This window comes from Aeromonas sp. 601027, assembly GCF_049174455.1.
Lineage (GTDB): Bacteria > Pseudomonadota > Gammaproteobacteria > Enterobacterales > Aeromonadaceae > Aeromonas > Aeromonas veronii_A.
Genome location: NZ_JAAKTN010000021.1, coordinates 15,409 through 36,165, shown reverse-complemented (window position 1 = coordinate 36,165; position 20,757 = coordinate 15,409). Strand labels below are relative to the sequence as shown.

Annotated in this window: 23 protein-coding genes; 8 read left to right on the top strand and 15 right to left on the bottom strand. The window is 61.4% G+C overall.

Features of this window, described 5'->3' with window-relative positions:
- Window positions 1–18 precede the first annotated feature (18 nt).
- Both cysE and G5193_RS21025 read right to left on the bottom strand, forming a co-directional pair.
- Window positions 19–798 (bottom strand): serine O-acetyltransferase, encoded by a 780-nt coding sequence (gene cysE, locus G5193_RS21030; RefSeq protein ID WP_005339552.1) that lies wholly within the window; start codon window positions 796–798, stop codon window positions 19–21.
- A gap of 8 nt (window positions 799–806) precedes the next feature.
- Window positions 807–1,718, bottom strand: coding sequence for a cation diffusion facilitator family transporter (locus tag G5193_RS21025; protein WP_216952360.1), 912 nt, complete (start codon window positions 1,716–1,718; stop codon window positions 807–809).
- Window positions 1,719–1,803: 85 nt separating this feature from the next.
- Here G5193_RS21025 and G5193_RS21020 point away from each other — a divergent pair, with 85 nt between their 5' ends.
- The 3 genes from G5193_RS21020 to trmL all read left to right on the top strand — a co-directional run bounded on the left by G5193_RS21020 (window position 1,804) and on the right by trmL (window position 4,390).
- The gene (locus G5193_RS21020; protein WP_216952361.1) at window positions 1,804–2,499 is read left to right on the top strand and encodes a response regulator; all 696 of its coding nucleotides are present in this window, start codon (window positions 1,804–1,806) and stop codon (window positions 2,497–2,499) included.
- Window positions 2,481–3,851, top strand: a complete 1,371-nt coding sequence (locus G5193_RS21015) for an ATP-binding protein (protein ID WP_410170594.1) — start codon at window positions 2,481–2,483, stop codon at window positions 3,849–3,851. The genes G5193_RS21020 and G5193_RS21015 overlap by 19 nt, the downstream gene beginning before the upstream one ends.
- Window positions 3,852–3,925: 74 nt before the next feature.
- Entirely contained in the window at window positions 3,926–4,390 is a 465-nt protein-coding gene (gene trmL / locus G5193_RS21010) for a tRNA (uridine(34)/cytosine(34)/5-carboxymethylaminomethyluridine(34)-2'-O)-methyltransferase TrmL (RefSeq protein ID WP_005339545.1), read from the top strand.
- Between the two features lie 13 nt (window positions 4,391–4,403).
- Here the strand turns inward: trmL and dinF are convergent, their stop codons facing one another.
- The 4 genes from dinF to lexA form a co-directional block, all read right to left on the bottom strand.
- On the bottom strand, window positions 4,404–5,765 hold the full coding sequence (gene dinF, locus G5193_RS21005; protein ID WP_421207249.1) for an MATE family efflux transporter DinF: 1,362 nt from the start codon (window positions 5,763–5,765) through the stop codon (window positions 4,404–4,406).
- Between the two features lie 2 nt (window positions 5,766–5,767).
- Complete coding sequence (locus G5193_RS21000) at window positions 5,768–6,394, bottom strand: SCO family protein (protein WP_047434095.1); 627 nt, start codon at window positions 6,392–6,394, stop codon at window positions 5,768–5,770.
- A gap of 209 nt (window positions 6,395–6,603) precedes the next feature.
- Complete coding sequence (locus tag G5193_RS20995) at window positions 6,604–6,819, bottom strand: hypothetical protein (RefSeq protein WP_019446524.1); 216 nt, start codon at window positions 6,817–6,819, stop codon at window positions 6,604–6,606.
- Between the two features lie 483 nt (window positions 6,820–7,302).
- The gene (gene lexA, locus G5193_RS20990) at window positions 7,303–7,926 is read right to left on the bottom strand and encodes a transcriptional repressor LexA (RefSeq protein ID WP_005339540.1); all 624 of its coding nucleotides are present in this window, start codon (window positions 7,924–7,926) and stop codon (window positions 7,303–7,305) included.
- Window positions 7,927–8,130: 204 nt separating this feature from the next.
- On the opposite strand from lexA, the gene plsB reads away from it, so the two are divergent.
- A complete protein-coding gene (gene plsB / locus G5193_RS20985; RefSeq protein WP_107683348.1) occupies window positions 8,131–10,554 on the top strand; it encodes a glycerol-3-phosphate 1-O-acyltransferase PlsB in 2,424 nt (807 codons plus the stop codon).
- 68 nt (window positions 10,555–10,622) lie between these two features.
- On the opposite strand, the gene ubiA is transcribed toward plsB, so the two are convergent.
- Window positions 10,623–11,492 carry a 4-hydroxybenzoate octaprenyltransferase gene (ubiA, locus tag G5193_RS20980; RefSeq protein WP_421207246.1) on the bottom strand — a complete coding sequence of 290 codons (870 nt, stop codon included), beginning with the start codon at window positions 11,490–11,492 and terminating at the stop codon, window positions 10,623–10,625.
- Window positions 11,489–12,025 (bottom strand): chorismate--pyruvate lyase family protein, encoded by a 537-nt coding sequence (locus tag G5193_RS20975; RefSeq protein WP_421207245.1) that lies wholly within the window; start codon window positions 12,023–12,025, stop codon window positions 11,489–11,491. The genes ubiA and G5193_RS20975 overlap by 4 nt, the downstream gene beginning before the upstream one ends.
- A 145-nt stretch (window positions 12,026–12,170) precedes the next feature.
- Between G5193_RS20975 and G5193_RS20970 the strand changes: the two genes are divergently transcribed.
- Together G5193_RS20970 and G5193_RS20965 are read left to right on the top strand one after the other, a co-directional pair.
- Window positions 12,171–12,611 carry a flagellar basal body-associated FliL family protein gene (locus G5193_RS20970; protein WP_216952370.1) on the top strand — a complete coding sequence of 147 codons (441 nt, stop codon included), beginning with the start codon at window positions 12,171–12,173 and terminating at the stop codon, window positions 12,609–12,611.
- A gap of 112 nt (window positions 12,612–12,723) precedes the next feature.
- Window positions 12,724–12,888, top strand: a complete 165-nt coding sequence (locus tag G5193_RS20965) for a hypothetical protein (protein WP_098971330.1) — start codon at window positions 12,724–12,726, stop codon at window positions 12,886–12,888.
- Between the two features lie 18 nt (window positions 12,889–12,906).
- Here the strand turns inward: G5193_RS20965 and G5193_RS20960 are convergent, their stop codons facing one another.
- From G5193_RS20960 to waaF, 5 genes are all read right to left on the bottom strand, one after another.
- Window positions 12,907–13,239, bottom strand: coding sequence for a DUF2799 domain-containing protein (locus G5193_RS20960; protein WP_421207244.1), 333 nt, complete (start codon window positions 13,237–13,239; stop codon window positions 12,907–12,909).
- Between the two features lie 137 nt (window positions 13,240–13,376).
- On the bottom strand, window positions 13,377–13,514 hold the full coding sequence (locus G5193_RS20955; protein WP_216952376.1) for a hypothetical protein: 138 nt from the start codon (window positions 13,512–13,514) through the stop codon (window positions 13,377–13,379).
- Between the two features lie 74 nt (window positions 13,515–13,588).
- The gene (locus G5193_RS20950; protein WP_421207242.1) at window positions 13,589–14,569 is read right to left on the bottom strand and encodes an MDR family oxidoreductase; all 981 of its coding nucleotides are present in this window, start codon (window positions 14,567–14,569) and stop codon (window positions 13,589–13,591) included.
- A 93-nt stretch (window positions 14,570–14,662) separates the two neighbouring features.
- Window positions 14,663–15,928: a lipid IV(A) 3-deoxy-D-manno-octulosonic acid transferase gene (waaA, locus tag G5193_RS20945; protein WP_421207240.1), complete on the bottom strand. Its 1,266-nt coding sequence runs from the start codon at window positions 15,926–15,928 to the stop codon at window positions 14,663–14,665.
- 1 nt (window position 15,929) lies between these two features.
- A complete protein-coding gene (waaF, locus tag G5193_RS20940) occupies window positions 15,930–16,964 on the bottom strand; it encodes a lipopolysaccharide heptosyltransferase II (RefSeq protein ID WP_270906155.1) in 1,035 nt (344 codons plus the stop codon).
- A gap of 276 nt (window positions 16,965–17,240) precedes the next feature.
- On the opposite strand from waaF, the gene G5193_RS20935 reads away from it, so the two are divergent.
- A complete protein-coding gene (locus tag G5193_RS20935) occupies window positions 17,241–18,017 on the top strand; it encodes a glycosyltransferase family 2 protein (protein ID WP_088868147.1) in 777 nt (258 codons plus the stop codon).
- Between the two features lie 51 nt (window positions 18,018–18,068).
- Here the strand turns inward: G5193_RS20935 and G5193_RS20930 are convergent, their stop codons facing one another.
- Window positions 18,069–19,106 (bottom strand): glycosyltransferase family 9 protein, encoded by a 1,038-nt coding sequence (locus G5193_RS20930; protein WP_157161647.1) that lies wholly within the window; start codon window positions 19,104–19,106, stop codon window positions 18,069–18,071.
- A gap of 134 nt (window positions 19,107–19,240) precedes the next feature.
- Here G5193_RS20930 and coaD point away from each other — a divergent pair, with 134 nt between their 5' ends.
- Window positions 19,241–19,726 (top strand): pantetheine-phosphate adenylyltransferase, encoded by a 486-nt coding sequence (gene coaD / locus G5193_RS20925; RefSeq protein ID WP_111901322.1) that lies wholly within the window; start codon window positions 19,241–19,243, stop codon window positions 19,724–19,726.
- A gap of 91 nt (window positions 19,727–19,817) precedes the next feature.
- Here coaD and G5193_RS20920 read toward each other — a convergent pair whose 3' ends face one another.
- Window positions 19,818–20,753 (bottom strand): VirK/YbjX family protein, encoded by a 936-nt coding sequence (locus tag G5193_RS20920; RefSeq protein ID WP_421207236.1) that lies wholly within the window; start codon window positions 20,751–20,753, stop codon window positions 19,818–19,820.
- Window positions 20,754–20,757 lie beyond the last annotated feature (4 nt).

Genomic DNA, 20,757 nt, shown 5'->3' with positions numbered 1-20,757 from the left:
ACGCCTCCGGTCAGGAGATCAGAGACACTGATCCATATCCAGTGAAGGCTTGTCGCACTCCGGACGGCCGACGATCTTGGCGGGTACGCCAGCAACCGTGGTATGAGGTGGCACCGGGTTGATCACCACGCTGCCCGCGCCAATTTTGGCACCCACGCCCACTTCGATATTGCCGAGCACCTTGGCGCCCGCCCCTATCATCACCCCTTCGCGGATCTTGGGGTGGCGATCGCCGCTCTCCTTGCCGGTACCACCGAGGGTCACGCTCTGCAGGATGGAGACATCATCTTCAATCACCGCCGTCTCGCCCACCACTATGCCGGTGGCGTGGTCGAACATGATCCCCTTGCCGATACGGGCGGCCGGGTGCACATCCACCCCGAACACCACCGAGATCTGGTTTTGCAGATAAAGGGCCAGCGAGCGGCGCCCCTGACGCCACAGCCAGTTGGCGACCCGATACCCCTGCAGGGCATGGAACCCCTTGAGATAGAGCAGCGGGGTGGAGAAGAGATCGACCGCAGGATCCCGCTCCTGCACGGCGCAGATGTCGGCCGCCACTACCGTCAGCAGCTCGGGCTCGCTGCGCAGGGCCAGCTCGATCACCTCGCGCAGAGCGATGGCGGGCATGGTGGCGCTGTCGAGTTTGTTGGCCAGCTGGAAGCTGAGGGCCGAACGCAGATTCTTGTGATTGAGAATGGTGGAGTGGAAGAAGCTGGCCAGCATCGGCTCCTGGGCCGCCATGCACTCCGCTTCTTGCTGAATTTTGTGCCAGGTTTTGGCAACCAGTTCATCCATGTTGCAGCCTACTGTTGTTCTGGGTGAGGGCTCTGTTGTTCTTTTGTCAGCACCGAGATGGGGTCCATGTGGATGATGACATCCATCCGCTCGAATGCCTGGCGTACCGCCAGTTCGGCTTCATCGGCGATCTGATGGGCCTTGACCAGGGGGATCTGATCATCCAGTTCAAGATGCAACTGTACGAATCGGGTCGGCCCGGATTGACGGGTGCGCAGGTCATGTACGCCGTGTACACCTTCTACGGCGCAGCAGAGGGCCATTATTCTCGCTTGTTCTTCCGCTGGCAACTGACGATCGAGCAGGGCCTGCACCGACTCGTAGCCGATATGTCCCGCCCCCCACAACAGGAACAACCCGATCAGGATGGCAAACAGGCCGTCAGCCCAGTACCACCCCTGCCCCGCCAGCACCAGCGCCAGCAAGACACCGGCGTTGAGCAGCAGATCGGAGCGGTAGTGCAACATGTCCGCCTTGATGGCCACGCTGTTGGTCTTGCGAATAACGAAACTCTGGAAACTGACCAGCAGCAGGGTCAGCACAATGGAACCGCCACTAACCCAGAGACCCGCCTCTAACCGTTCAATAGGTGCCTGTTTGAGCAGGGAGGAGATGCCGTGCATCACCAGCAGCAATGCGGAACCGGAGATAAAGGCCGACTGGATCAGCCCCGCCAGAGACTCCGCCTTGCCGTGACCGAAGCGGTGTTCATCATCGGCGGGGGCCAGCGCATAGCGAATGGCCAGCAGGTTGATGATGGAGGCACTCACATCCATAAAAGAGTCGGTGAGCGACGCCAGCAGGGTCGACGAGTCGGTCATCAGCCAGGCGATCAGTTTGCCGATGATGAGCAGGGTGGCAGTCGTGACGGCCGCCATGCTGGCAAAGGTAACCCAACGGGAATATTGTTGATGGCTCAAAACCGGCTTTCCTCTGGCGATGAAAAACTTATTATACCCTGACCCCGGCGTCAGTTTGGCGCGAAAATCTGCGGAATAACACCCGATGAACAGAATACTCCTGGTCGACGACGATCTTGAATTGACCCAGCTGCTCACCGAAATTCTGACCCTAGAAGGATTTCAGGTCACGGTCGCCGAGGATGGTGAAGAGGGGCTGCAACGGCTGGCGGAGCAGGGCTTCGATCTGGTGCTGCTGGACGTGATGATGCCCAAACTCAACGGCTTTGCCATGCTGACCAAGCTGCGCAAGACCCATGAAACCCCGGTGCTGATGTTGACCGCTCGTGGCGACAGCCAGGATCGGGTTAACGGTCTGGAAGCGGGTGCCGACGACTATCTGGCCAAGCCGTTCGACGATCGGGAGCTGCTGGCCCGGGTTCGCGCCATCCTGCGCCGTACCCAGAGTGCCCCGCCCCAGCGTGGCAGCTCCTCCGACGAAGTGCACTTCATGGATATCGTGCTGCAACCCGGCCTGCAGCAGGCCCGCTGCGGCGTACAACTGCTGGAGCTGACCGCCACCGAATTCGGGCTGCTGGAGTGCCTGCTGCGCAATCCCGGCCAGATTGTCAGCAAGAGCCACCTCTCCGAACAGGTGCTTGGCAAGAAGCTGGAGCCCTTCGATCGGGCCATCGACATGCACCTGAGCAACCTGCGCAAGAAGCTGCCGGACCGCAGTGATGGCCAGCCCCGCTTCAAAACCGTACGGGGGCGCGGTTACCTGTGGCTAGAGCAAGAATAAAGAGTACCAGCTCCCTCAACGGCATATCGACCCACATCTTCCTCTGGTTCTGGTTCATGCTGCTGGTGATGCTGGCCGCCGTGATCAGCCTGCCCACTCTGGATCCTCGCAACCAGATCCCGCTGCCGACCCATGAGGCGGTGCGAATGCAGAAAAATGTGCAGGCCCTGCTCAACGCTGCCGATCCGAATCAGGATTTCGATCTGGCCAAAACGATGGACAAGATCGCCATGCTCCCGGTGGACAATGTCTACCTGCGCGACGAGAGGGGGCAGATCCAGTCCACCACCCATCCACGCAAGTTTGTGGTGCGCTTTATGGTGGACGCCGATGACCCGGCCAAACCCATGCTGGGCAACGAGGATCGCAAGGCGATCGCTGGTCCCTTCCTGATGGAGCACCGCGGCCATCGCTATCACGTCTATTTCGGCCTCAATGCCGAGAACCCCTACCTGTTCCTGTTCATACAGGTGCTGGATCACCCGATCCGCATTCTGGGCATCTCGATGCTGGTCAGCACCCCGCTCTGCCTGCTGCTCGCCTGGCGGCTGACCCGCCCCATCCTGCAGTTGCAGAAGTCGGTCTCCCAACTGGCGGCTGGCAATCTGGAGGTACAGATCCCCAACCTGGGACGGGGCGACGAGATCGGCCAGCTGGCGGATAACGTCAGCCGCATGGTGGAGACACTCAAGAGCATGATCCAGAAGCAGAAACAGCTGCTTTCCGATATCTCCCACGAGCTGCGCAGCCCCCTCACCCGGATGCAACTAGCGCAGGCGCTGATCCGCCGCAAGCAGGGTGACAGCGCCGAGCTGGCGCGGATCGAATCGGAGATCGGGCGGCTGGACAAGCTGATCGGCGATCTGCTGGATCTGTCGCGAGTGCAGCAGCATGTGGAGGCGCCGGTGGTACATCCGCTGGCCGACCTGCTGGAACCCATCCTCGAAGATGCCATGTTCGAAGCGAATCAGAGTGGCAAACAGCTCAGACTGCCGCCGCTACCCGCAGAGTCGATCCAGATGTGGCCCGAGCTGCTGGCCCGGGCCGTGGAGAACCCCCTGCGCAATGCCCTCAAATATGCCCGCGAGTTCATCAAGGTGGACTGGTATCGGGAGGGACTGGAGTGGGTGATGACCATTCGGGATGACGGCCCCGGCGTGCCTGACGAGCAGCAGGCGCTGCTGTTCCAGCCCTTCTTCCGGGTGGATGATGCCCGCAACGCCAAAACTGGCGGTACCGGGCTGGGGCTGGCCATCGCCTCGGAGGCAATACAGCGCCACGGCGGCACCATTGCGGCCAGCAACAATCACCCGACCGGGCTGACCATCACCATCCGCTTGCCCATCGCCTGATCCTTTTCATCCGGACGGGCGCTGGGTATGCTGGCGCCCCTTCTTGGCTTTACATCTCTTTGCAGGAGCTCGTCATGCTCGATATCGTCCTCTACCAGCCGGAAATTCCGCCCAACACCGGCAATATCATCCGGCTTTGCGCCAATACCGGTTACCGGCTCCATCTGATCGAGCCGCTGGGATTTGAGTGGGATGACAAGCGGGTAAAGAGGGCGGGACTCGACTATCACGAGTTTGCCGAGGTGAAGCGCTGGCCGAGCTATGAGGCCTTTCTGGCCGCCGTGGCGCCCAAGCGGGTGTTTGCCTGCACCACCAAGGGCCGCACCGCGCACTCGGCAGCACAATATGCCCTTGGCGACGCCCTGCTGTTTGGCCCGGAGAGTCGCGGCCTGCCCATCGAGATCATCGAGAGTCTGCCATTCGAGCAGCGGCTACGCATCCCTATGGTGCCCCAGAGCCGCAGCATGAACCTATCCAACGCGGTGTCTGTCTTTGTCTACGAGAGCTGGCGCCAGCTCGGCTACGACGGTGCCATGTAAGCGCCACCGATGATCAGTGGCGGGCGTCGAGCAGATGCCCGCTGCGCTCCAGCCGCCAGCAAGTGACCCCCAGCGACAGACCGCGCCCCACCATCAGCGCCGCCATCGCCGCCCATAACGCGGCCACGCCCCACGACTGACAGAGCCACCAGATCGGGAAGAAGCCGCCAAACGCGGCCAGCAACATGCTGTTGCGCATCTCCCGCGCCCGGGTCGCTCCGATAAATACGCCATCCAGCAGGAAGCACCAGACCGCCAGCAAGGGCATGGCGATCAGCCAGGGAAGCTGACGATGTGCCTCCGCCATCACGGCCGGAATGTCGGTGATATAGCCGATAAGGTGGGCACCAAAGAGGGCAAACACCAGGGTAAAACCACTGGCAATGAGGGCGGCCCAGCCCAGATTGAGCACTATGGCCTCCCGCAGTTTCTGCCGATCCCTCAGGCCGATGGCCCGCCCCACCATGGCCTCCACCGCGTAGGCAAAGCCATCGAGCCCGTAGGAGATGAGCATCAGGAAGTTGAGCAACACCGCATTGGCGGCCACCGCCACATCCCCCAACCGTGCCCCTTGCAGAGTCATGAAGGCGAAACAGAGCTGCAAACAGATGGAGCGCAGGAAGATATCGCGGTTGAGGCCGAGCAGCCGCACCATGGGCGCAAGCTGCCGCCAGCGCTGCCAACCATCCTGCCACACCGTCGGCGCCAGTTGCCGCAGCTGACGGCGTACCAGCCAGATACCGACTGCCAGCGCGCAGTAGTCCGCCATGACCGAGGCCGCCGCCACACCCCGCACCTGCCAGCCGAGTCCCAGCACAAACAGGGCATCGAGCGCCATGTTGACCAGATTGGTGAGGATCAGCATCACCATGGGGCTGCGGGCATCCTGCATCCCCAACAGCCAGCCCATGACCACCAGATTGCAGAGCGCCGCCGGGGCACTCCAGATCCGCACCGCCACATATTGGCCCGCATAAAGCTGCACCTCGGGCGAGCCGCCACTCAGGGCGATCAGTCGTGGCAACAGGGGGAAGAGCAACAACAGCAGCGCCAGGCCGAGAGCAATGGCCAGCCCCAGCGCCCGCAGCAGGGTATCGAGCTGGGCACGACCGTCGGCGGCGCCGAGCGCCTGCGCCGTCAGGCCGGTGGTCGACATCCGCAAAAAACCGAGCAGCCAGAAGATGAGGTTGATCAGGGTCGCACCGACCGAGACGCCCCCCAGAAACCAGGCCTGACCGAGATGACCGATCACCCAGGTGTCCACCAGCCCCAGCAAGGGGGTGGTGATATTGGAGAAAACCATGGGCAGGGCGAGCGCAAAGACGGCGCGGTGGCGAGAGGGATCTCGCCACCAGGGGGCAACAGCTGGGGTCACGCTCAGTTGCCTGTCAGCTTCAGGATGCGGGAGAAGTCAGAGAGCATGGTGGCCATCTGCACCCGTGGCACCTGACCCGGCGCCACTTGCGGGCGGAACACCGCCTGCAGCTTGCCATTGGGATTGATGAGCACGATGGAGGCGGAGTGATCGATCAGGTAATCCTTCTCCCCCTGATTGGCGATGGAGTAGATAAGCCCCAGATTGCGCACGAACGGGAACAGCTTGTCGTGGGGGGCAGTGGCCGCCTTGAACTCGGGATTGAAGAAGGCGGTATAGGTCTTGAGGCGTGGAATGTCGTCACGCTGGGGATCCGCCGAGATAAACACCACCTGACTGTCGGGCGCCATCTTCTTCAGCTGGTCATAGACGGAACGCATATCTGCCAGGGTGGTGGGGCAGATATCGGGGCAGAAGGTGTAGCCGACAAACAGGAAGGTCCAGTGCCCCTTCAGGTTGGCAGGAGTGAACGGCTGGTTGTCCGCATCGGTAAAGGCGAAATCGTTGATATCCCGCCCCGCCGGATAGTAGTCGGCCTGTTCAGGCTGCTCTGGCTGCGTGGCGTAGAACACCAGGATCAGGCAGGCTGTCAGCAGCAGAAAGAGCAGGGGATAGCGGAGCTTCATCATAACAAGAGACCCTTTCAGTTCGAGGCAGATGGCCAGCAGTGACCGGACAAGAGGGGGCATTGTACCCCAGCGAGCCGCCAAGGTGGTTCAACCTTGTGCAACGCCCTGTCAGGAGTCGACCATTTGGCATAATTAATCGCCAATCTCAGCCATAAAAAAACCGGCCCCCTCGGGTGCCGGTTATGGGTGGATTTTTTTGTCTCTTCTGCTCAGGGGCGAGCGTTACGCCCCTGCTGCAACATCTTGCCGATGGCCCGCACGCCGATGGGAATCACGGGGGCCAGCCAGCCCTCTTCCCCCTGGCGATCGCCGTGACCCCGTTTGAACAGCAATACCAGACGCACCACCTTCTCTTTCGGACATCCCAGCCAGAGCGTCCAGTGCGAACCACGATGGTGCAGCCAGAGACCGTAAAACCAGGTCATCCGGCTACCTTTGACGAAACGGGTGATTGACGATTCCGCTGGCGCAGCCCCAGCCTCTGAATCCCATGGCGATCTTGATGCCATACCAGTCCTCCTTGACCGACAGGTCATGTTGCTTCGTCGGCCTGAACTGGGAACAGGCCCGTCACGACTATCTGCAACCATTACGAGTGGTCCCCTTTGCCTGACAAGGCTCGGGATCTCCCCACTCCCCCTTCATATCCCGTGAAGGTGTACTGCCCGATTCTCGTTGTTACCGGCCCTCCCGTCCTGCGCATTGCGATGGTCAGAGGGAGGTGCCAAGCACTGTCTCGGCGACAGGGCACTGATCTGAGCATATATCTGAAATGGATGATTGGTAGCCGGTCGCGCAGGACAAAAATGCCGCCGCCGATGATCTGTTTGATATGACAGGGAAAGTGCGCCAGAAACAGCACGGCCTCCCAAAGGAGGCCGTGTGGCAAACGCAGTTGGCGGGGAGGATTACATCCAATCAGCGTTGCGGATCACCCCGACCGCCAGTCCTTCGATGGTGAGCTGCTGGCAGGAGAGGTCCACCTCGATGGGGGAGAGCTCTTCATTCTCCGGCAGCAGCCATACCTGACTGCCCTTGCGCTGGAAGCGCTTGACGGTGACATCCTCATCGAGACGGGCGACCACCACCTGACCGTTGCGCACCTCCTGGGTCTTGTGCACCGCCAGCAGATCGCCATCCAGAATACCGATGTTCTTCATGCTCATCCCCTGCACCCGCAGCAGAAAATCTGCGCGCGGATGGAACAGGGCGGGATCAACCTGATAGTGGCTCTCGATATGCTCCTGAGCCAGAATGGGTTCACCGGCGGCAACCTTGCCGATGAGCGGCAGGCCGCTCTCTTCCAGCACCTCTTCCTCTTCGAGCAACAGGCGAATGCCGCGGGACGTGCCCGGCATGATCTCGATGACCCCTTTTTTGGCCAGGGCCTTCAGATGTTCTTCGGCCGCATTGGCCGACTTGAAACCAAGCTTCTGGGCAATCTCGGCACGAGTCGGCGGCATGCCGGTCTCGCTCATGTTCACCTTGATCAGCTCCAGCACTTCGGCCTGGCGGGGGGTAAGGGGTTTCATAGAATTGGCACCTGTCTTTTTATACAGCACACTGGCAGTATATACAGTGCAGTGGCCAAGGCAAGGCGCAGCTGACATTTGTCGCGACCAACCCCTCATTTACTGCTGTTTTGATCCTGCGCAGCCGACTCATCGTACCTCTCGGCGACAAGGGGCTGTCGATTTGCTATGCTCACGCCGCATTTTTTTGGAGAGCAGACGCACATGTCCCTAGGACAGAAGATTTCCAGAGCCATCTTGCAATGGCCGGTCAGCGGCTTGGTCAATCACAAGAGCCTGCCGGAAAATCCCATCACAGAACTCAATCTGGATCCGGCCAGACCCATCGTCTATGCCCTGAAAACCAGTTCGATCACCGACCTGATGACCCTGCAGCAGTGCTGCGAGGATCTCGGTCTGCCCGGTCCCTTCACGCCGCTGGAACTGAACGGCCAGCTGCTGCCGCGCTATGTCTGTCTGGATCGTCCGCCTCCCCTGTTTGGCAAACGCAGCAAACCGCTCCCCTTCCTGCAGGAGTTCCACCAGCTGCTGGATCTGCACAAGCAAGATCCCGAGCTGGATATCCAGGTGGTGCCCGTCACCCTGTTCTGGGGCCGCGCTCCGGGTCGGGAAGGGGAAGAAGCCTCCGGCCTCAACATCATCAGCAGCCTGGCGCCTAACCGGCTGAAGAAGGCACTTATCGTGATCCTCAAGGGGCGCGAGAATCTGGTGCGCTTCTCGCCGCCGCTCTCCCTGCGCTACATGGCGGACAAGCACGGCACTGACGAGGCGATCGCCCACAAGCTGGCACGAGTGGCACGTACCCACTTCAGCCGTCAGCAGCTGGCTGCCACCGGCCCGAAACTGCCGAACCGCAACCTGCTGTTCAAGCAGCTGCTCGACTCCGCGGTGATCCAGCAGGCGATTGAAGAGGAGGCCCAGCGCGAGGGGATCAGCCTCGAGAAGGCGCAGAAGCGTGCCCATGGCTACATGGACGAGATCGCCTCCAACTTCTCTTACCGGCTGATCCGCCTGGGCGAGAGCTTCCTCGGCTGGCTGTGGAACAAGCTCTACCGCGGTTTGTCGGTCAATGGCGCCGAGAAGGTACGCCAGCTGGCGCAGGAAGGGCACGAGATCGTCTACGTTCCCTGCCACCGCAGCCACATGGACTACCTGCTGCTCTCCTACGTCATCTACCACCAGGGGATGGTGCCGCCCCATATCGCGGCAGGCATCAACCTCAACTTCTGGCCGGCGGGCCCGATTTTCCGCCACGGCGGCGCCTTCTTCATTCGCCGCACCTTCAAGGGCAATCCGCTCTACAGCACGGTATTTCGTGAATACCTCAACCTGCTGTTTGCCAAGGGTTACTCGGTAGAGTTCTTCACCGAAGGCGGTCGCTCCCGTACCGGCCGTCTGCTACCGCCCAAGACCGGCATGCTGGCGATGACCCTGCAGGCGATGATGCGCGGGCTGGACAGGCCGGTCACTCTGGTGCCGGTCTATCTGGGCTACGAGCACGTGATGGAGGTGAACACCTACCACAACGAGCTCAAGGGCAGCCGCAAGGAGAAAGAGAGCTTCCTGCAGGTGCTCGGCATCCTGCGCAAGCTGCGCAACTACGGCCGTGGTTTCGTCAACTTCGGCGAGCCGCTGACTCTCAACAGCTACCTGAGCGAACACATCCCCGACTGGAAAAAGCACATCGGGGAAGAGGAGCGTCCGGAGTGGATGGCGGGCACCGTCAACAATCTGGCCGAACTGCTGATGACCCGCATCAACGGCGCGGCCGCGGTCAACGGCCTGACCCTGAGCGCGCTGGCGCTGCTGGCCGCCGAGCGCCACGCCCTGACCCGCGACGAATTGCAGGCCCAGCTCAACACCTATCTGGATCTGCTCAAAGCGGTGCCTTACAGCCCGCAGAGCACCATTCCGGATGAGGATGCCAAGACCCTGCTGGATCAGGCGATGGAGCTCAACAAGTTCGAGGTGAGCGAGGACAAGCTGGGGCAGATCATCAGTCTGGACCGCTATCAGGCGATCCTGTTGACCTACTACCGCAACAACATCCTCCACCTGTTCGCCATGCCCTCTCTGGTGGCGGCATTGATCGAACGGTGCGAAGGGATCTCCCGCAGCGAGATCATGGCCCGCTGCATCGACATCTATCCGCTGCTCAAGACCGAACTGTTCCTGCGTTATGAAGAGGATGAGCTGCCGGCGCTGGTCGACAGCCTGCTCGACGCGCTGCAAACCCAGCAGCTGATCGAGACCCGCGATGACGGCTACTGGGTCAATCCGGCCAACCAGATGCGCCTGCTGCTGCTGGCTGAGAGCATTCAGGAGACCCTGCAACGCTACGCCATCGTGCTGACCCGGGTGCTGGCCCAGCCTCATATCGAGGCGGAGCAGCTGGAGGCGGACGGCCTGATGATGGCAGAGCGCCTCGGCACCCTGCACGGCATCAACGCCCCCGAGTTCTTCGACCAGAAGCTGTTCAGCACCCTGATCCACACGCTGCGCAAGGAGGGCTACCTCTCCCCAGAGTGCAAGCCGGATCTAGGCCGCTTTCAGGCGCTGGCCGACAACATAGTGCCGCTGCTGAGCAACAAGATCCGCCGCACCATTCAGGCGGGCAATCAGCTCTGATCTGCAACGCAAACAAAGAAGGCCGCATCATGCGGCCTTCTTTTTATCCAGTTTTACTCGGGGCGCAATCACGCCAGCAGGTAATCGAGCACCAGACCGGCAAACACCAGCGCCCCCACATAGTTGTTGTTGAGAAACGCCTGGAAGCAGGCTTCCCGCAGCCGCTCGCGAATGAGCCGCTGCTGATAGACAAACAGCACCGCCGCCCCCAGCAATCCCCAGTAATACCAGCCCCCCAGCTTCATCAGCTGCCCGACCGCCAGCAGCAGCAGCAGCGTCGAGAGTTGCAATGCGCCGATGATCCGCTTGTCGTAACGACCAAACAGGATGGCGCTGGATTTGAGGCCGATCTTGAGGTCGTCATCCCGATCCACCATGGCGTACTGGGTGTCGTAAGCCACGGTCCAGAGCAGATTGGCGAAGAAGAGCAGCCAGGCCACCAGCGGCAGGGCATCCGCCTGGGCCGCATAGGCCATCGGGATCGACCAAGAGAAGGCCATCCCGAGCACCAGCTGGGGGTTCGAGATAAAGCGCTTCATGAAGGGGTAGCTCACCGCCAGCAGCAGGGCGACAAACGACAGGCCGATGGTGAGCGGATTCATGGTCAGCACCAGACCAAACGAAATAAGCGCCAGCACGAAGAAGAGCGCCAGCACCTCCCACGGCTTGACTCTGCCCGTGGGCAAGGGGCGTCCAGCGGTGCGTTTGACATGACCGTCGAAGTTGCGATCCGCATAGTCGTTGATCACGCACCCTGCCGAGCGCATCAGAAAGACGCCGACCACAAACACGGTCAGCACCCAGAGATTGGGCAGGCCACCGGCGGCCAGCCAGAGCGCCCACAGGGTTGGCCACAGCAGCAGCAGAGTGCCTATGGGTTTGTCGACGCGGGCCAACTGCATATAGGCAAGTCCCCGCTCCTTGGTTAACAGATTCACTCCAGCTCCTTGTCACAGACGAGAGAGGGCAGAAACAGCTCGTGCACCAGCAGTGGCCACTGCCCCAGAAACAGACGGGAACGACGCCCCCAGACAGTGGCGGCCGGGCAACGGGGATTGGCGGCAATATCGAAACGGGCCAGCTGCAGGTGATCGCGGCGGGCAGGCTCATGGCCAAATACCCGTTCACCCAGCGGCTGCTCGCCAAGCTCTGCAATGCCGCTCCCTTGCAGTGCGTCATCGGCAAACAGGGTCCAGCCCAGCACGGCGGGCCCACGATCCCCGTGCAGGATCACCTCGCGGCAGGTACCGGCCGGCGAGGCCGAATCCACCAGCCACTGCTCATCGGCAGTAAGGGCGACCGGGTGATTGCCCAGCCACTCCACCGAAAAGTGGCGATTGTGCTGACGCAGCCGCCGTGTCATGGAGCCGGACTCCAGCAGCCAGGGGCGCAAGTTGGCGGGCAATTCACAACATTCGGGGGCCAGCCACCCGCTTAACGGCGTGAGAGGAACAGTCAACTCGGACTTCACAGCTTCACCATCCAGAGATTTCCGTGTTCAGGTTAAAATCCGGTTTATTATCCGTAAATCAATAGCGAAATGTAAGAACATCCGTGCTTGACGGCCCCGATGGCAACATCAAAAATGGGTTATCTCTTGCTGATGAGCCATCTATATGAAGATCTTCAAAATTCTGCTGGTGTTGTTACTGAGCTGTGGTGCGCTGCATGTACAAGCCTCATCCGAAGAAGAGCCGCCCGCAGAGGGAGAAGAAGCAGCCGCAGCCGCCAAGCCGGGCTTTTCCTACCACGCGCTCGACCCCGACATCATCACCAACTACCTGAGCAACGGCAAAACCCTCGGTTATGTCCGAGTCACGGTGGAGCTAATGGCGGAAAACGAAGCCGACCTCAAGCTGCTGGAGCAGCATGACCCGCTGATCCGAGATACCATCATTCGTTTGATGGGCAGCAAGAGCGCCGAGCAGATCAAATCCCTGGTCAGCCGTGAAGAGTTGCGCAAGGAGTGCGAAACCAAGGTCAACGAACTGCTAGTCAAAGAGACTGGCAAGAAAGCGGTGCGCGAGCTCATCTTCACCAAGTTCCTTTACCAGTAATCCCTCCCGAAACAATCGCTTATTGGCATAACGGCCAATAAGCGAGCTTTACCGATTCACTCGAAATGAAAATCGATTACAATACGGCCGTCGAGTCTTAGAGGTAGTCGTTATGGGCAGCAAGACCCTGTGTGAGTGGCGTCGCCACGAGATCCCCACTGATCTCAAAGCGTTGCGCAAAATTGTTCGCAAGCCGAAATTCGTCTGCGGCAAGTGCGCCCGCAGCGCCAATGACAAGGGTTACCTCTGCCAGCCACTCCGCTTGAAAGAGGAGTAACCCCTCACGGTCAGTGCACTATTGATCGGTCCAACCCTGTCGTCCCTGCTCGAACAGCCTGCGCGCCTGGATATCATTCGGGCAGACACCGCGATACTCCTCGCCTGAGCGGCCAGCCAGATAGAGATGCTCGGGGCGGCAATACCATGCCAATCCCTTCTGATGTCCCTGCTTCCACAGTTCGGCATCCACCTTCTTGCCACACTGGCCCTGATGGAACTCAACCCGTTCGGAGGTGAAGCCCAGCTTGCCGTCAGCCTCCCCCACTTCGCTCCACACCTTCTCGCAAGGGTCATCGTTGGAGACACAGCCCCCCAGCAGGGCCGCCAGCAATATGATGGAAAGTCGCATAGTCATCCTTGAGTGTCGTTTGAGCTGTTTATTCTTGACCAGCCAGGGGATGACCACAAGCAACTTGCATCCACCCTGTGAGCGCACCAAAAAAATCAGGCGGGCACAATGCCCGCCTGTTCATTCAATGCTATGGATCACGGGTTGTTGAAGGGGTCATCGAAGGGATCATCGTCCTGCCAGCCTTCTTCTTCCCACTGATCCAGCTCTTCTTCCCAGGAATCCGGCTCCCAATCATCATCAGAGGAGTCGTAATCCGGCTTGTGTCCACCCATCTTCACTCTCCTTGGATAGTTCACCCGCACTCCAATTTTATCCAGAATTGTCGGGCTCGCCAGTCAGAGGGAGTTCAAAGTTTGACCAAGGTGCGGCCGGCGATCTGGCCTTGCGTGATGGCCTCGGCGGCCTCCACTACCTGCTCCAGCCCAATCTCGGTGACCGCCTGTTCAAAGAAGCTGGCAGGCAGATCCCGTGCCAGTCGCTGCCACGCCAGTTGGCGACGTTCAAACGGGCACATCACCGAATCGACCCCCTGCAACCGCACATTACGCAGGATAAAGGGCATCACACTGGTCGGCAGATCGAAACCGCCCGCCAGCCCACAAGCTGCCACAGCGCCGCCATAGTTCATCTGGGCCAGCAGCTTGGCCAGCACCTGACTGCCGACGGTATCGATGGCACCGGCCCAAAGCTGCTTCTCCAGCGGTTTGGCAGGCACCTGCAGCTCGCTGCGCGGCACGATGCGGCTGGCACCCAGCGCAGTCAGCATGGCGCCCTGCTCTTCGGGACGACCGGTCAGCGCCGCCACCTGATAGCCAAGGGCCGCCAGCAGGGCGACCGAGGTGGCCCCCACACCGCCTGCCGCACCGGTGACCAGCACCTCGCCGCTTTCGGGAGTAATGCCCGCCTCTTCCAGCGCCAGCACGCAGAGCATGGCGGTGAGACCGGCGGTACCGATGCACATGGCCTGGCGCTCATCCAGCCCGGCGGGCAACGGCACCAGCCAGTCACCCTTGACCCGAGCCTGTTCGGCCATGCCGCCCCAGTGGCCTTCGCCCACGCCCCAACCGGTCAGCACCACCTTGTCGCCGGGCTGATAGCGGCTGTCGGCAGACTCGAGCACGGTACCGGCGAAGTCGATACCGGGCACCAGCGGCCACTGACGCACAATCTTGCCCTTGCCGGTAATGGCCAGCCCGTCCTTGTAGTTGATCGAGCTGTAAGCGACCGCCACCCGCACCTCACCTTCCGGCAACTGGCTCTCGGCCAGCCGGGTCAGAGTCGGAACAGTCTTGCCGTCTTGGTTTTCCAGTAACAGAGCCTTGAACATGGTTGCCTCTTTGATGACGTGTGAAACGGGGATCAGCTGCTTTGACGCTTTTGCAGTTGAAAATCGAGAACCAGAGCAGTGCTCGTCATGGGTTCAGTCGTTCTCCAGCGCAGTGAGGCAGTGAGAGAGGGTACGCGCCAGCGCACCCTGATTGCGCAGCACCACGGCGCGGGCCTGCTCCCCCATCTCGCGGCGGGCGTTGCCGTCGGCAAATAGCTGGCTAACCCGCTCGCCCAGCTCGGCGGCATCGGCCACGATGGCGGCGCCCCCCTGAGCCACCAGCTGGCGGGTGATGTCGCTGAAGTTGAAGTAGGCGGGGCCAGTCAGGCAAGGCTTGCCGAGAGCCGCCGGCTCCAGCAGGTTGTGACCGCCGATCTTCACCAGACTGCCGCCAACGAAGGCCACATCGGCCGCCGCCAGCATCAGCGGCAGCTCGCCCATGGTATCGCCGAGATAGACCTTATCCCCGGCACTCACCGCAGCACCATCAGTGCGCCGCACGCAGCCATAAGGGGCGCACAGCTCGGCCACCCGATCGAACCGCTCGGGGTGGCGCGGCACCAGAATGAGCAGCGCGTCGGGATGGCGTTTGAGCAGCAGATCGAAGGCGGCCAGCACCTGCTCATCCTCACCCAGATGGGTACTGGCGGCGATCCAGACCGGCCGCTCGGCGCCCAGCTGCTGGCGCAGAGCGCGCCCTTTGGCCTGCACTTCGTCACCAAACTGGATATCGAACTTGATGGAGCCGGTCACCGCCAGCCGCGAACGATCGATGCCGAGGCGGGCGAAGCGGTCGGCATCATCCTGATGCTGGCAGAGCAGATGGGTCAGCGGCCGGCTCAGGGCGTCGAAAGCACCGTGGAAGCGGGCATAACGCTGGCAGGATCGCTCGGAGAGGCGGGCATTGATGATGGTCACCGGCAGGTGGCGCGCCTCGCAGGCGGCCAGCCAGTTCGGCCACAGCTCGGTCTCCATCACCCAGAGCGCGCGCGGCTTGAAGGTGTCGAGAAAGGCGGCAATGGCCCAGGGGTAGTCGAGCGGCGCGTAGCGATGGATCACCAGATCCCCCAGCCTGGCAGCCTGATCGGCGCCGGTGCGAGTGGTGGTGGTGACCAGGATCGGCAGATCGGGCCGCTCTGCTTTCAGGGCACGAATGAGCGGCGTGATGGCCAGCGTCTCCCCCACGCTCACCGCATGGATCCACAGCGGTGCCTCCTGTCCGGTGGCGGGCAACCGCCCGAGATGTTCGGCCCAGCGCTCGCCAAAGCCGTGCTTGCCTTTCTTCGGCTTGTAGAGGGCCAGCAGCGCCAGCGGCAATCCCAGATGGATCAACAGGTTGTAGAGCAGACGGTAGGGCATCTTACTGACTCTGTTCCAGCTTCTTGCAGGCATCGACCACCTGCTCCGGCGCGAGGTCGATCAGGCACTTGAGATGGCCGAACTTGCAGGTGCGCTTGAAGCAGGGGCGACACTCGATGTCGGTGTGAACGATCTCGACCCGATCCGCCAGCGGCGGGGTGTAGAGCGGCGAAGTGGAGCCATAGACGCCCACCAGCGGCCGGTTGAGGGCGGCGGCGATGTGCATCAGGCCGGAGTCGTTGGAGATGACCCGGCCGGCCAGCGCCATCAGATCGATCGCCTCGTGCAGGCTGGTCTTGCCCGCCAGCACGTGGCAGTTGGGGCGAGTCAGCAGGTTGACCCTATCCCGGATGGTGTTGGCCACCGGCACATCCTTGTTGGAGCCGAAGATCCACACCTGCCACCCCTCGTCCAGATGCTGCTGGGCCACCACGGCGTAGTGTCCCTCCGGCCAGCGCTTGGCCGGACCAAACTCGGCACCGGGGCAGAGCACCAGCACCGGGCGGGCACGATCCAACCCCAGTCGCTCCAGCGCCTTGCTCTGGTTGACCAGATCGACGTGCAGAGAGGGGTGCGGAATGGTCGGAATATCGGCCCGGCTCTTCATCTGCGCCTTGGGATAAGCGAGCGCCAGATAGCCCTCCACCATCAGCGGGAAGGCGGATTTGTTGCTGCGCATATCGTTGAGCAGGCCGAAGCGGTGCTCCCCTTTCCAGCCGGTACGCACCGGAATGCGGGCAAACCAGGGGATCAGCGCCGACTTCATGGAGTTGGGTTGAACGATGGCCTGATCGTACTTCTCGGCCGCCAGTTGTTTGCCGAGGCGGCGGCGCGCCACCAGCTTGAAGTCACCGTGGCCGAGGGGCATGGTGATCGCCTTGTCCACCTCCGGCATCCGCTCCAGCAGGGCGCAGCACCAGGCGGGGGCCATCACGTGCAGTTCGCTCTCGGGATGGTTGGCCTTGATCGCCTTGTAGAGACTCTGGGACATCACCATATCGCCGACCCAGGAGGGGCCGATCACCAATATTTTCATTACGCGTCTTCTCTCGGGTCTGGCCCGGCGGTTAATCATCACTGGGCGAGATTATGCCCCAAGAATGGTCGGATAAATAACAGAAGATCCTTGGCAGACGCTGCCGTCACCCCATTTTTCCAGCGGTGCCCCGCTTCCAACCGGACGAGACGAGACAGGCAAACAGCTGATAGAAACGGGCAATGGCGGCTCTCTCTTTGACCCGTTTTTCCGTTAGAATGGCCCATCAATACGCATTCGACCCGCCAGCCGGGCAATAACCGTGAGCCCCATTTCGTGAAAAAACCGACTCTGGCTGCCGTTCTGATCGTCAAGAATGAAGCCGACAACCTGCGCAAGTGCCTCGCCTCCCTCGACGGACTGGTGGACGAGATCGTCATTCTGGACTCAGGCAGTCAGGACGAGACCCCAGCCATTGCCGCCGAGTTTGGCGCACGCTTCTTCGTCAACGCCAAGTGGCCGGGCTTTGGCAAACAGCGCCGACTGGCCCAGTCCCACGTGCAGTCCGACTGGGTGCTGTGGCTGGATGCCGACGAGCGGCTCACCCCCGAGCTGAAAACCGCCATCGCCGAGGTGATGGCCAATCCGGCCAGCGATACCATCTACTCGATCCCGCGCCTCTCCTGGGTGTTTGGCCGCTTTATCCGCCACAGTGGCTGGTATCCGGATCGGGTGCTGCGCCTCTACCCCAAGGCGCTCACCAGCTACAACGAGGCGCTGGTGCACGAGAAGGTGGAGGTGCGCGCCAACATGAAGATCGTCAACCTCTACGGCGACCTGCTCCACTTCACCTATCGGGATCTGGAGCACTATCTGGTCAAATCCGCCGGTTATGCCCGCGCCTGGGCCGATCAGCGCACCGCTCGCGGCAAGAAGGGCTCTCTCAGTCAGGGGCTGATCCACGCGGTAGGCTGCTTCCTCAAGATGTACCTGCTCAAAGCGGGCTTCCTCGATGGCAAGCAGGGGCTGCTGTTGGCGATCCTCTCCGCCCACTCCACCTTCGTCAAATACGCCGACCTCTGGGTGCGCCAGCAGCCGCAGCAGCCGGAATAACCGTCATACGAAACAGGGCACCACGGGGCCCTGTTTACATTGCTGCATACGTTATTTGCGCCAGAAAGGCGCCGCCCAGCGGGCCATCACCGGCACCATGGTCTTGGGATCGAGCTGGCTCATATCCTCAGGATGGTCGCTATCCTCCGGCGGGCTGAAGGCAAGGTGACGCCCTTCGCTGTTGAGGGGCTTCCAGCGCAGCGGAGTCGCGGAGCGGCGCATCGGGAAGAAACCGATAGTCGGCACATCGAGCGCACCGGCGATATGGAGCGGGCCGGTACTGCCAGCGATAAACAGGGCTGCGTTGGCCAGCACCTGACAGAACATCGGCAGACCATCGCTGGAGCGGTAGATCCAGCCATTGCCACCGTGGGCCAGCAACTCGGCCGCCAGCTGTTCGGCCATCTTCTCCTCGCCCGGGCCTGCGGTCAGCACACACTGCAGCTCGGGGCAGGCCTGATTGAGCTTGATGATGATGCGAGCATACTGCTCGATGGAGAGGTTGTTGGCCGAACCGCCGCTACCGGCATGTACCATCAGCCAGGGGCGACTGGTATCGAGCTTGAGCTTGAGCGCCAGCTGCTCGCGCACCTGTAGCAGGGTCTCGTCATCGAACTGCAGGAAGGGGGTCTTGGGCTCCACCACGGCCACCTGCTGATCGGCCAGGAAGCGGCGGATCAGCTCCAGATTGTACTCGGACTCCGGCTTCTGGGAACGGGAGCGACGCTGCACCAGTCGCTGGTTGTAGAGCACCTGCGCCAGCTTGGTCGCCGGCGCTAGCCGATAAGGGATGTGTGCCTTCCACACCAGCATGGCGTTGCGGGAGTTGGAGAAGAGGCAGATGGACGCGTCGAACGCCGCCGCCTTGATCCGCGCCAGCAGCGCTCGCTGTTGCTCCTTGTCGGCCCGCACGCCCGGATCGATGATCACCTCGTCAATCCAGGGGCAGAGCCGGGCCAGCGGGGCCGTGTAGGCCGGAACCAGGGCAGTCACATGACACTCCATGGAGCCTTTGAGCATGGCGAAACTCGGCCACGCCAGCATGAAGTCACCAATCTTGTCATTGCGAACGACCAGAATACGTTTCATAAAAAATCCCTTTGCTCCCTGTCACCAATGCAGGGAGGCTTGATGCGCGATGGCGTATTCTTGCCTGATGCACTGCTATTCTCAAGCGACGACCTTATAATGCGACCAAATTTCCAGGTTGCAGGACCGCAAAGATGACTACCAGGGTGATCTATCCCGGGACGTTTGATCCCGTTACCAATGGCCACGCCGATCTCATCGGCCGCGCCGCCAAGCTGTTTGACGAGGTGGTGGTCGGTGTCGCCAACAGCCCGAGCAAGCGACCTCTGTTCGATCTGGCAGAACGTGTCCAGCTTGTCCAGCAAGTGACCAGCACGCTTCCCAACGTCAAGGTGGTGGGCTTCTCCGGTCTGCTGGTCGATTTCGCCAAAGAGCATCAGGCCAACGTGCTGATCCGCGGCCTGCGCGCCGTCTCCGACTTCGAGTACGAGTTTCAGCTGGCCAATATGAACCGCCGCCTGATGCCTGAGCTGGAAAGCGTCTTCCTCACCCCGGCCGAGGAGAACTCCTTTATCTCCTCCACCCTGGTGAAAGAGGTGGCGCTGCACGGTGGCGACATCCGCCAGTTTGTCGACCCCGTGGTGGCCCAGGCAATCGCAGCCAAACAGCAACAGCGCTAATTCCTCCCCTGATGGCAGAAACGACAAGGGCTACCCGCGGGTAGCCCTTGTTGTATCTCTCTCGCTATGGAGAGGTCAGCCTGCTTGCCGGTTACTGACGGGCGAACCGCTCGTTCATCTCCTGAACCAGCAGATCGAGCCACTCGTAGCGGCGCCGATACATGGCCCGCTTCCTGGAGGCAATCTCCTCCAGCGGCTTGCGCGGCTGGGTTTGCAGGGCGACAAAGTTGGCATCCACATCCCGGGCGTCGAACTCCTGCCACAGCTCGTCATAATCGGCCTGCAGGTTGGCTTTTTGCTTGCTGCTGTAGCGCCTAGCCTGAAACACGTGGGCCCGCTTGCGCACCGCCAGCACCTCCGCCGCCCCCATGCTCTGCGCCAGTTGCAGCACCAGCTGCACCAGCAGGGATTTGGGCCGCAGGCCGTGTCCCTCTTTGGTCAGCTCGCGCACCCGATCCTGGGCATTCTCGACCGCAGGCTCCGGCCCCTGCATGGAGCCGATCATCAGAATCAAATGATCCACGCTACCCGCCAGCGAAAAGGCGCAGCTGTAGAGGCGCTGCCCCTCGCCGTTGACGATGGAGAGCGCCAGCTCGGCCTCGCGGCGGAAGGTGCCATCATGGCGCAGCAGAAGGCGGCAGCCACTCTGGGGATAGTGCCCCAACTCGATCCCCTCGCCCAGATAGAGGGGATCAATCAGCTGGGGGTAGCACTCCAGCAGCAACCGATAGTGATTTTCCAGCATCTCGGCCCGTTGACGGGCGCTGGCACAGGCGAAGCGATAGGGACGCATCGGCTTGTCGAGCAGCTCGGGATAAACAGCTGGCAGTGCCTTGAGCGAGTCGCACTGAAACAGGCTGAAGACCCGGCTCAACGACTTGCGATAGAGCAGGCTGCGCAGCACAAACTTGCCGCGATTGAAGGTTTGGCGCTCGCACCCCTCGGGATAGAGGAAGCGGGCCATGGATTTTGCGCAATAGCGCTCCTGCCGGGATAGATACTCCCAGTCTATTGATTTTAAAGTCATTTCT